Origin of the sequence: Mediterranea sp. An20 (genome assembly GCF_002160055.1) — a bacterium.
In the GTDB taxonomy this organism is placed as follows: domain Bacteria; phylum Bacteroidota; class Bacteroidia; order Bacteroidales; family Bacteroidaceae; genus Bacteroides; species Bacteroides avicola.
The window spans coordinates 92589-104376 of the sequence record NZ_NFJV01000012.1 but is presented as its reverse complement, the minus strand read 5'-3'; the positions used below and the strand labels follow the sequence as shown (position 1 = coordinate 104376).

7 protein-coding genes and 1 tRNA gene are annotated in these 11788 nt (G+C 51.2%); 5 read left to right on the top strand and 3 right to left on the bottom strand.

The genetic code is table 11. The features are described 5' to 3' along the window. Positions 1 to 86 precede the first annotated feature (86 nt). The 4 genes from B5F34_RS08800 (at position 87) to B5F34_RS08785 (ending at position 7297) form a co-directional block, all read left to right on the top strand. Positions 87 to 320, top strand: a complete 234-nt coding sequence (locus B5F34_RS08800) for a hypothetical protein (protein WP_140392989.1) — start codon at positions 87 to 89, stop codon at positions 318 to 320. Between the two features lie 74 nt (positions 321 to 394). Further along, a complete protein-coding gene (locus B5F34_RS08795) occupies positions 395 to 3574 on the top strand; it encodes a TonB-dependent receptor (protein ID WP_239448894.1) in 3180 nt (1059 codons plus the stop codon). A gap of 23 nt (positions 3575 to 3597) precedes the next feature. Beyond that, the gene (locus tag B5F34_RS08790) at positions 3598 to 5547 is read left to right on the top strand and encodes a RagB/SusD family nutrient uptake outer membrane protein (protein WP_087337482.1); all 1950 of its coding nucleotides are present in this window, start codon (positions 3598 to 3600) and stop codon (positions 5545 to 5547) included. 340 nt (positions 5548 to 5887) lie between these two features. Further along, positions 5888 to 7297: a sulfatase gene (locus B5F34_RS08785; RefSeq protein WP_087337478.1), complete on the top strand. Its 1410-nt coding sequence runs from the start codon at positions 5888 to 5890 to the stop codon at positions 7295 to 7297. 72 nt (positions 7298 to 7369) lie between these two features. Here the strand turns inward: B5F34_RS08785 and B5F34_RS08780 are convergent. Next, positions 7370 to 7443 (bottom strand) — tRNA-Gln (locus tag B5F34_RS08780). A 127-nt stretch (positions 7444 to 7570) separates the two neighbouring features. Between B5F34_RS08780 and B5F34_RS08775 the strand changes: the two genes are divergently transcribed. Beyond that, complete coding sequence (locus tag B5F34_RS08775) at positions 7571 to 7912, top strand: hypothetical protein (RefSeq protein ID WP_087337475.1); 342 nt, start codon at positions 7571 to 7573, stop codon at positions 7910 to 7912. Positions 7913 to 8133: 221 nt separating this feature from the next. Here the strand turns inward: B5F34_RS08775 and B5F34_RS08770 are convergent, their stop codons facing one another. Continuing rightward, positions 8134 to 10743, bottom strand: a complete 2610-nt coding sequence (locus B5F34_RS08770; RefSeq protein ID WP_087337471.1) for a carboxypeptidase regulatory-like domain-containing protein — start codon at positions 10741 to 10743, stop codon at positions 8134 to 8136. A 4-nt stretch (positions 10744 to 10747) separates the two neighbouring features. After that, positions 10748 to 11590, bottom strand: a complete 843-nt coding sequence (locus B5F34_RS08765; RefSeq protein ID WP_087337468.1) for a GLPGLI family protein — start codon at positions 11588 to 11590, stop codon at positions 10748 to 10750. Positions 11591 to 11788 lie beyond the last annotated feature (198 nt).

Genomic DNA, 11788 nt, shown 5'->3' with positions numbered 1-11788 from the left:
CAAATTAGATTTAAAAAAAATCAATTGAGCTTGGGGGGAAAGGCAGAGAATGCGTGTATTTATAATAAATGCAAATTGTCGAACCCATGAAACACGCAGGCAAACATATAATAAAGATGCTAAAAGCCGTGATGTGTATGTGTGCCCGGACGGATGAACTAAAACGAGCAGCAAGCCTGCCTGTCGTGAAGCGGAAGATGCGTGAACAGTGGGAAGCAGTTCAAAACTCTCCGGAAAAGGAAAACGAACCGGAGGAAAAAATATGGAAACAAATTATTGAGTTAATTAATAATAGTCTAAACCAAAAAAGAGAAACATGAAGAAATTTTCTACTCAAGTGAAGGTGTATCTTTATGCAGCAGCCTTCTGTGGAGCTTTCTTGACACCCGCCGGAATGTATGCCAGCGAAACGCCAGGAACCTACTCCCAACAACAAGTGAAGAAAATGACCGTAACAGGTACGGTGTATGACAATGTGGGCCCTGTGATAGGTGCCACCATTATGGAAAAAGGAACTAACAATGGGGTCATCAGCGACATAGACGGCAATTTCAGCCTGCAAGTCAATGAAGGGGCCACCATCGTGGTATCGTTCATTGGCTATAAAACGCAAGAAATTGCAGCCAAAGCTGGAAGTCCATTGAAAATCACATTACAAGAAGACAACCAGACACTGGACGAAGTGGTAGTAGTGGGGTTCGGCACACAGAAGAAAGCCAACCTGACCGGTGCCGTTACCACTGTAAAAATGGATGAAGCTTTGGGAGACCGTCCGTTGACAAGTGCCTCAGAAGCCTTGCAGGGAGCTGTACCGGGACTGCTGGTCAGCAGCGGTGGTAACGCGGTGGGCGACAGCAAGTCGTTCCAGATTCGTGGTGCCTACTCATTGGGTATCCAAAACAGCGATGGTTCATACGGAGCCACTGTAGCCCCGTTGATATTGATTGACAACGTGGAGGGCGACATCGACCTGCTGAATCCGGATGACATCGAGTCGGTTACGGTGCTGAAAGATGCCGCTTCAACAGCTATCTACGGTGCCCGCGCTGCCGGTGGCGTTATCTTGGTCACGACCAAGCGCCCCGACAAAGAAGCACGCTTCCAACTGAATTACAACAACAACTTCGCTTTCTCCAGCGCCATGAACCTGCCCAAACAGACATCGCTGAGAACGTATTTGGAAGCATACCGGGAAGCATCTGGCGACGATTATTGGTCGCTGGGCACACCCAGTGTCACCCGCTGGCTGGAATTGTTGGACCAATACCAGGCCGACCCCTCTTCCGTACCTACACAGGGCGACGGCATCTATCGGGACAGCAATGGTGCACTGTACTTCCTCAACGAAAAAGACCTTGTAAAGAACATGCTGGAAACCAGCTTCAGGCAAACACACAACATCTCGGTAAGCGGAGGTACGAACCGGCTCCGTTATCGTCTGTCGGCCGGCTTGGTGGACAGTGATGGTGTATTGATCACCGACAAGGACTCCTTCCGCCGTATGAACGTCAGCGCGTTCTTATCGGCCGATATTACCTCGTGGTTCACTCAGGAGGCTACTTTAAGTTACGCCCACAGCAAGCGCAACCATCCCCAGTCTCCAGTCGGCGCCATCTACGGCACCCGCCTTATATCCTATTATCCGGAAGGGAACATGCCTGCGGGATACGGAAAGGACGATGATAATTTGCCTTTCTTCACGCCCAAGAACCAGATTTTACTTGCCAATACGAACAAAGTTCTTTATGACAATCCGCGAATCTTCCTGAAGTCCATCCTGAAACCGTTGAAAGGACTGGAAATCGCCTTTGAATACACGTATGACAAGAATATCTACGACTACCATTATTATACAGGCAAGATACACATGACCACTATACAAGGTGGAGCAGATGAATATCCGTCCAACGACTACCTGCGTAAAAATAAACGGTACACTGACTACAATGCCATCAACCTGTATGGTACATATAGCTTTGACTTGGCAACAGACCATCATTTCAAGGTAATGGCTGGCTTTAACCAGGAATCAAGCTATCGTGAAACGGTAGATAACTATTCATACGGCCAGGCAGTAACGGAAGTGCCCTCATTAGGAGGCGGTACGTCTACCCTGACAGCTACAGATTCTTATTCAGAATATGCAGTGCGTGGCGGTTTCTTCCGGGTCAACTACAACTACCAGGACAAATACCTGCTGGAAGTCAACGGTCGTTACGACGGTTCTTCCCGCTTCCCAAAAGACAACCGCTTCGGTTTCTTCCCCTCTGTATCGGTAGGTTGGAACATCACACAGGAAAAATTCATGAGCGGCACACAGGATTGGCTGAACTTGCTGAAACCCCGTGCTTCTTACGGTATGATCGGTAACCAGAATATCATGGAGTATGCATTTATTCCGTCCATGACCATCAACAATACCTACAACGGATGGCTGATAGACGGCAACCGGGTAGCCGCCATCACAACCCTTCCTTCTCTGGTCAGCACATCGTTTACCTGGGAAAAGGTAAAGACTACCAACGTGGGTATTGACTTCGCGCTGTTCAACAGCCGCCTGAGCGGTCTGTTTGAATGGTACCAGAAGAACACGGTGGGCATGTTGGCACCGGGCATGCAGTTGCCGGCCGTAGTAGGTGCCAGCGCTCCTTATCAGAACACGGCAGACATGCGCACACGCGGCTGGGAAATCAACCTGAACTGGCGCGACCGTATCGGCGACTGGAGTTACCGGGTAGGCTTCAACCTGTCCGACTCGAAGAGTGTCATCACCAAGTATGACAGTAATGAGTCCAAATTGTTGAGCAGCTTCTATGAAGGTCAGGAATTGGGAGAAATCTGGGGCTATGTCTATGATGGCTTCTACACGGTAGATGACTTTGTCGATACCCAGACCTGGCAACTGAAGGAAGGAGTTACTACTATCAACGGCTACAACCCGCGTCCGGGCGATGTGAAATTCAAAAACCTGCGGGACGATGAAACCATGGGCGAAAACGTGATATACGAAGGCGAAGGCACTTATGACAATCCGGGCGACCGCAAGATAATCGGCAATAACCTGCCACGTTATCTCTATGGCATCAACTTAGGAGCCAGCTATAAGGGCTTCGACCTGAGCATCTTCCTGCAAGGCACCGGAAAACGCGATGCCTGGTTGGCCAACAACATGGTATTCCCCATGTACAGCGACTTCAAATTCATTGCACTGTATGAAGGCACGGAAAATTACTGGAGACCGGTGGATGCCGCCAACGGCGACTACACCTGCGCCAACCCGAATGCCGAATTCCCGCGTATCTATGACGAATACGGCAACATGGGTTCCAACTACCGGCAGTCCGACAGATACCTGTCTGATGCTTCCTACCTGCGCATCAAGAACCTGACGTTCTCATACAATTTTCCCAAGGCATGGATAAATAAGATCAGCCTCTCCTCACTGAAAGCATTCGTGAGTGTAGAAAACTTGGCTACATTTACCTCGCTTCCCAAAGGTATCGACCCGGAAACATTGTCATGGAACTACCCGGCTTCCCGCACGGTTTCGTTCGGTATCAATCTTTCACTTTAACAACCATAAAAAAACAACGAATTATGAAAAAACTGATTATAGGCATTGTGGCTTTAGCAGGGATGACACTGACCGGATGCAATGACAGTTTCCTGGACAAATCACCCATCACCGACCTGACAGAAGACAATGCATTCTCTTCTTATGACAACTTCAAGAGCTTCATGTGGCCCTGCTACGAGATGTTCACCAATACCACCATTGCTACCTCGACCCGCAACAACGGATGGGGCGTAGGCGGACAATACGAAGGCGACGTGGACGCCAACTACCTGAATAACCGTGGACAAAGCGGCTTCAACGAGTATGCATACCAGACAATAGGCAATGCCACTTCGGGCAACGGCTGGGACTTCAGTTCCTTCATCCGCCGCGTCAACATCATGCTGTCCCACCTGGACCAGGCAGAGATGACACAGGCCGAGAAGGACCACTGGCGCTCGGTAGGCTACTTCTTCCACTCTTTCTGGTACATGGAGCTCATCAACCGCTTTGGCGATGTGCCTTGGGTAAACAAAGTCCTGGACGAGTCTTCACCCGAAACCTATGGCGCACGGATGCCGCGCGCTGAGGTAGCCGACTCGGTGCTGACACGCCTGCAATGGGCAGAAGAACATATCGGTGACTTTGAGGACCAGGACGGCTCGAACACCATCAACCGCGACTGTGTGCGTGCAGCTATTTCGCGCTTCACCCTGCGCGAAGGTACCTGGCGCAAGTATCACAACATGGATGGAGCCGATGCCCTGCTCAATGAGTGTATACGCGTATCGGAACTGCTGATGGCCGACTACCCCACCCTCTATACCGGAACTGACGGACAGCCGGGAGCCGGATATGGTGAAATGTGGACTACGGACGATTTGGGCCTGGTGCCGGGCATCATCCTCTACAAATCATACGTTACGGATGTGAACCCCGTGCAGGGAGGATGCTACTTAGAGCACACTTCCAGCCAAAGCATTGAAATGAACCAGAACACAGTGGACCTCTACCTGATGAAGAACGGAAAACCCATCCACAACCCGGAATCGGGCTACTACGGCGACCATACCATGTATGACACCTTCCGCGACCGCGACCCGCGCCTCTACCACACCGTAATGCCACCCTATACGGTAGAAGCGGGCGGTGCCAACAAACCGGAAGAGAACCCGAATGCCACATGGGGCTACACCGATGACCCGGCAGACCGCGAGTATATTGACATCATGGGTGCCAACTACACATGCAGCAATCCCGGCGTGGGCATGAAACGCCTGCCGGCACAGAACTGGTCGGCCTCACTGGTACCGGAAATTCCCCGCCTGGGCACAAGTGCCTACGTGCAATGCCGTTCCGGTTACTACCTGTGGAAATTATGGTGCGGATGGGAAGAAAACTTCAACAACGGTAGCCTCAACGTGGCCGACAAGCCTATCTTTAAAATTGAGGAAGTGCTGCTGAACTATGCAGAAGCCAAAGCCGAACTCGGTTCATTCGACCAGGCTGCTGCCGACCGCAGTATCAACCGACTGAGAGACCGTGCCGAAGTGGCCCGCATGAACGTGGCTGAAATAGACGACAACTTCGATCCTGACCGTCCTTACTATTATCCGGCAGGCAACGATGCCGGCATCCAGGTACCCGCCCTGCTGTGGGAAGTACGCCGTGAACGCATCATCGAACTGATGGGCGAAGGATTCGGCTTCTACGATGTTCGCCGCTGGCGCATGGCTCCGTGGTTCCTCAACCGTGCACCGAAAGGCATTTGGGTGACCAAAGAATATGCCTCAGCCAACAACATGACCCTCTACAACCCCGAAACCGGTCTGTCTGACGGCACCAACGGCTCGATGACCGAAGGATACCTCTATCTCTTCAACGACCCCGTTGCTGAAGGCAGAGGCTGGTTGGAGAAGTATTACCTGTATCAGGTTCCCACCGACGAAATCCTGCTCAATCCCAACCTGACCCAGAACCCCGGATGGTAACAGGTTGACCGTTATTCATACATAAGAAGAGGCTGCCCCAACACAGGAGACAGATTGTCAGTCCGCCATGCTGGGACAGCCTCTTTATTTATCATTTATCGTTGTTTGCAGAAGCTGTTTTGATTTAAGCAAATGTGTACTAAACACAGAGACACGGAGACACAGAGTTTTTGTTTTCTTGTCCATAGCTCACAGAGTTAATTTCCCTTCTCTCGATTGCGGCGAAACCGCGGACTCTGTGCCCTCCCGTCATTTTACCGACAGACAGTTACAGAACTTTGTGTCTCTGTGTCTCTGTGTTTGATATAAATTCAATCTAATTGACTACTTACCTATAAAGATGAAAAAGCATTTACCCGTTAATCTGGCGGTGCTTTCCGCCATAGGCTGCACCTTGCCTGTCACCGCACAGGAAGTGAAAGAGGAACGTCCGAACATCATACTGATTAACATCGATGATCTGGGTTGGACGGATTTGAGTGGCAACGGCAGCGGTTACTACGAGACGCCTAACATCGACAAACTGCGCGAAGCCGGAATCTGGTTTCCACAGGCGTACGCAGGTGCAGCCAACAGCGCACCCAGCCGCGCCTGTATGCTGACCGGACAATATGCCCCGCGTCACGGTATCTACACCGTGGGAAGTTCAGAGCGTGGCAAGGCAGCCCACCGGAAACTGATACCCATCCCCAACCACGAATCCCTGCCCGACGGATTCCAGATTCTGCCACGGGTGTTACAGGAAGCCGGCTATCAGACATTTCACGTAGGGAAATGGCATGTCACTAACGACCCCACGCCCTGCGGGATAGACAAGAACATAGGAGGCAACCACGCCGGCAACCCGAGCACCTATTTTTCGCCATACCACAATGCTAATTTATCCGACGGACCGGAAGGAGAATTCCTGACGGACCGCCTGGGACGTGAAGCTGCCGAACTGATACGCAAGGCTGACCGCTCCCGCCCTTTCTTCTTGTATTATGCCACGTATGCGGTGCATACGCCTTTACAGGCCGAGCCGGAACTGATACAGAAATACAAGGAGAAACCAGCCACGGAAGCTCACCATAACCCCACCTATGCGGCATTGGTGGAAGCCATGGACCGCAATGTGGGCCGCGTATGGCAGGCTGTGCAGGACAACGGACTGGAAGACAACACCCTGATTATATTCACCAGCGACAATGGCGGGGTGTACGACATTTCCAAGCAGTGGCCCCTGCGCGCCGGAAAAGGTTCGTTCTACGAAGGAGGCATCCGGGTGCCGCTCGTGTTCTACTGGAAAGATGTGTTTGAACACCGGACGTACCCGGACGTGGCTGTTTCCCAACTGGATATTTTCCCTACTCTGCTGACATTGACCGGCATCTCACCGGACCACCTGCTGCTGGACGGAATGGATCTGACCGGGCTGTTGCGTTCCGGAAAGGATGCCAAGGTGTCTGAACGTGTGCTGTACTGGCATTTCCCCGCTTATCTGGAAGGGGGTAATGTGGAGACCACAGACAGACGTTTCCGTACCCGCCCGGTTTCTGTCATCCGCCAGGGAGAATGGAAACTGATAGAAAACTATGAAACGGGCAAGTATGAGCTGTATAATGTAGTGAATGACATCAGTGAACGGGAAGAACTGTCGGGCACATACCCGCAAAAGGTCGAAGAGTTATCCCGGGTTTTAGACCAGTGGAAAGAAGAGGTGCATGCACCGGTGCCTACAGAACTGAATCCTGATTACAAAAATCCTTAAGGCGGTTCCCCGACACACCCCCAACTCATAAAAAAGAGGATATACCCGATTGGGGTATACCCTCCTTTTTATTGGTTGGACTACCAAGATTCGAACTTGGACAAACAGAACCAAAATCTGTTGTGCTACCATTACACCATAGTCCAAACAGAAGCTTTCTGTTAAAAAGCGGTGCAAAGATAAGGCATTCACCGGATATATGCAATTTTTTTGACTGTTTTTTTGTTTTTCTTTCTACAAAATATACCTTTGCCACATCACAAAAACAAATTCATGATGAAAAGGAACGCGAAAATCATATTGGCCATAGCAGGATTCATGCTGATAGCCGTGGTCATAAACCTCTGCACTGACGTGACGGACATCAACTACATCGTATTCGTACCCACCCTATTTTGCCTCGACATGCTGTTCAGGAAAAGCGCATCGAACTACCAACGACTGGCCATAGCCACCCTCATAGGCCTCGCATATCATCCCATCGCATGCCTTTTCCGATGGGAGTTGTTTCTTTCAAAAGAACTATGGAGCCTTGCCGGTGCCGTGCTGACAGCAGTCGGCGTGTTCGCTTATACCCGCATAAGCAGTAGAGATAAAGAAAAGAAGGTGCGATAAGCAACAAGGAAGCCTCCAACCAATGAGGCTGACAGGAGGAGCTTGCCCGAAAACCATTCAGTTCCTATCATGCTGTCATTGGTAACACACGTGAAGCATCTCCCGATAGCGGGAATTTTCCGACAGACAGTTACGGAACTCTGTGCCTCTGCATTTGATACGAAATCGGACGCAGACATTGTTTGGGACGAAGCATAATCCGTGTAATCCGCGACAGCGCCTCAGAAATTATATTTCACCGTAAACAAAAATTCCAACGGACGCAGAGCAAACGAATACGTGTACAAGTCGTAATTGCTGAGACGGGTATAGGCATAAACCTGCCGGTCAGTCAGATTATGTCCAGTACACTCCACCTCAAACTTTCCCACCGAATAGCGCATCCCGCCATCTACAAACACATTCACCTGGCGACCGCTGCCGAAAAGCTCTGCATTGTTATAATACGCCTTGGCATAGACCTCAAACGACTTGAACGGGAAAAAGGAAAGCCGGGCGTGCGCGGTCACATCGTCTACCGCCACCGGTGACTGCAGCGCATCAGACACCTGCGACGTCCGCACATACTCTCCGTCCAGCGAGAACGACAACCGGTCTGCCCACAAATACCCCCTCACTTCACCTCGCAACGTATACATCCGATTCTTGATGTCCACCACATGTCCCTGCCGCTGCGTTGCCCGCTTCAGGAAAATGGCACTGCCTATCAAGGAAAAAGTCGTATTCAACGCCCGGACATTCTTGGAAACATTCGCCATGACATCCGCATTATATCCAGTGTGACGGGCCTGAACTTGCCCCGTAGTAGTCTGGTCTGCATCGACCTCTGTTGTGACCATCCGGTTGTTGACTGTACGGCTGAACATCCCCCGCAACGAGCAGAACAATCCTTCCACTGTATTACGGTGGCGGACGGATGCCGACACATAGTCACTGCGGCGCACTCCCAGCACACCCGCCCCGATGGTATTCTGCCGGCGGTAGGTGACATAGACCGGATTCACAACGAAATCTTCCATGCCGCCGATGTCGTATCGCCTTCCTCCCTCCAGCGTAGCCTTTACATTACGAGGCAAAAAGAAATAGAAAGTGGTGCGGAACTCCACGTAAGGCTTGTGCAAGGTATACATGCCGCCTCCCCAAGCGTCATGGTATTTCAGGTCGTGCATCCTGACAGGCACCGACGTGCGCCACGTCAGTTTATCTCCTTTCCACTGGAAATAAGGCTCTATGGAAGTCACCAGCTTATAGCCGCTGTCGTCATTTACAGACAAAGCATCTGCCGAACACCCATGACGGCCCTCCGAACGGAAAGTCTCATAAAACGATTCGAAAGACAAGTCTGCCCCCACGCTGCTGCGATACCCGGCCAGCCAGGAAAAAGCAGTGCTCTCCCGCGTATGGAACGACAGCCCCTCTGCCCATTGGCTGACTCCCAGCGAATCACGCACCGGATAAACCACCCGCATGGCATTGGACGGCGTGCTCGAAACCGATACCAGCGAATGTACCTCATACACCCGGCGATCCTTACGAAACACCGCGCTGAAGTTATTGCTGGCGTTGTAATCGCGGTTGCGCAATGTCTGTTCCATAAAGTTTTCGTTGGAAAGCAGATAACGGTTGGTATGGAAACGGCCCTTGAAGCGCAATTCATTCACCACATAACGGGTCGATGCATTGTTCTCCATCTTGAGCGAGAAGTTGGCTTCATGCCCGTCCAGATGCGAGCGGCTGTCCTCTGCCACACGCACCGGTTGTTCGCCCGTGGCATAATATTCGGTCACCTGGGCATTCTGATAAGAATCTTTTTCACGAATGTAATCAGCAGACACTGTCAGCGTCAGATGCTCGTGGAGTTTCTGCAACGTATTCACCGAAGCGGTGACCGAACGGTTCCGGAAATAGCGCGACTGCGGAATCTGTGCCTCCCCGAAAGGCATCTGCGAGAACACGCCGTAGGCCAGGGTCTTCGTATCGAACAAGCTGCCTATCAGCTGCTGCGTCTCGTTGCGGTACTCCTCACCGAAGTTATTGCCTTTGGCCGTGACAAGGGTCTGGTTCTTGGGAGACACCAACATGCCGAACAATTCCCCTTGCCATTTCGTCTCCCCGCCCCAACCGGCTCCGGCTTTCATATAACCGATGGGCTTCAGCGTGCGCTGCCGTTTCAGGGTCAGGTTCAATGCCGCGCGGTCGCTCATGCGAATATCTTTCAAGGCCTGCACGGGTTGGTGATTCTCGTAGACACTGACCGATGCGATGTCGTCTGCCGAAATGTTGCGCGTGGCGATGGCGTAACGCCCGCCCAGCAAATCCAGGTTTTCGATGTAGAACTTGTTGATGGCCTCGCCGTTGTAGAAGATACGGCCATTGTCCTGCACCTCGATGCCCGGCAGGCGTTTGATGACGTCCTCGATGCTACGATCCGACTGACTGCGGAAGGACGCTACGTCATACAATAACGTGTCGCCCAATGCCCGGATGGGAGGCACCCGCACCACTACCTCCTTCAACTCGAATACTTTTTCGCGGAGACGCACATCCACAGGCTGCGCGGGGTCGTCCACTGTCCGTTCCAGTACCTCGTAGCCCATGCACGAAAACACCAGGCGCAACGGTTCGGGCAGCGGTTCCACCTGTAAGACATAATGTCCCCCGCCGTCGGCAATAGCGTAGGCAAGCACCCCACCGTCGGCATCCACCGCTTTGACCATCGCGCCTGCCAAAGGCTCTCCCTTGTCCGAACGCACCGTGCCCTCTACCTGTGCGGCCAAGCCACTGCACCATCCGGCCGCCAGCAAAACCAGTACAAGAATCGCACACCTCATCTGCCTACTCCAGTTCTATCGGATTATAAAACAACTTGCGATGGGGTATCTTGACCGGAGTCCCGTCTAAATTCGTAGGATGAAGCTCCGTGTTTTCCACCAATTTCCACGCCTCGGCCTTATACTTGGCCAGCGCAGCGTTATACTGCTTGCGCTTTGTCTTCATATAATCACGTTTCTGATAGCCGAATTCCACTGTATCCTGCTTGAAGCCCACAGCCTTGAACCTATGTTCCCCCTTGGCATCCTCCAGTTTCAGAATCAGCCCGGGCAGATTCCCGAATTTCCACGGTCCGTTGTTAATCGGTATATCGCTGTACCAGGCCGTCCAGACACGTCCACGGAAGGTGGCTGTCGCTTTGTGGCAAAGGTAACCGCAGACTTCTTCTGTCCCATCCTCCAACTTCCATGAAATAGCCGGAACAGGCTCTTCATAAATATAATTATCTACATATACCCGCCCATAAAACGTCATATTATTAGACTTGAAGTCCCTTATCAGACTTTCCGGCTCCGACTTATAGCGCATGGACAAGGAAAAATAGTCGTTGAAAGTCATTTCCTCCGTAGGAATTGTCTTCATCAAAGAATCCAACTGATAGGCCGCATAGTCCTCATACTTGCTATAACTGCTGCCTACCAAAAGAATTTCATAATAATCCCTCATCGCATCACGCTCGGGTTCATATACCAAATGTTGATACACACACTGGAACCGGCTGGTATCCAGCACCTCTCGTTGAGCCAAATTGACCCGTTCATTCACATCAGCACCCACTCCTATGATATGCTGTGAGTAGCCAAACTGGGAAAGTGCCATCAGGCACAAAAACAGACATCTACGCATACATGTTTTGATTATAACGGTTAAGTATTTTTAACTACAAACTGCAGTTTTTAGTTATCTATGTTACAGAGTATGAGCATCTTTAATGGCTATCTGCGAGAACTTCGTACCAAAAACCAGCGGCAAATATAAACATATTAATCGGGAAACAGAAGCATTATTCCATAAAAATAATTTTGACAGGATAACAATCGGACA

Bases quoted from the DNA above. Each gene is read 5' to 3' on its own strand.
- B5F34_RS08800 (WP_140392989.1), top strand. From the start codon at position 87: ATGAAACACGCAGGCAAACATATAATAAAGATGCTAAAAGCCGTGATG.
- B5F34_RS08795 (WP_239448894.1), top strand. From the start codon at position 395: ATGTATGCCAGCGAAACGCCAGGAACCTACTCCCAACAACAAGTGAAG.
- B5F34_RS08790 (WP_087337482.1), top strand. From the start codon at position 3,598: ATGAAAAAACTGATTATAGGCATTGTGGCTTTAGCAGGGATGACACTG.
- B5F34_RS08785 (WP_087337478.1), top strand. From the start codon at position 5,888: ATGAAAAAGCATTTACCCGTTAATCTGGCGGTGCTTTCCGCCATAGGC.
- B5F34_RS08775 (WP_087337475.1), top strand. From the start codon at position 7,571: ATGATGAAAAGGAACGCGAAAATCATATTGGCCATAGCAGGATTCATG.
- B5F34_RS08770 (WP_087337471.1), bottom strand. From the start codon at position 10,743: ATGAGGTGTGCGATTCTTGTACTGGTTTTGCTGGCGGCCGGATGGTGC.
- B5F34_RS08765 (WP_087337468.1), bottom strand. From the start codon at position 11,590: ATGCGTAGATGTCTGTTTTTGTGCCTGATGGCACTTTCCCAGTTTGGC.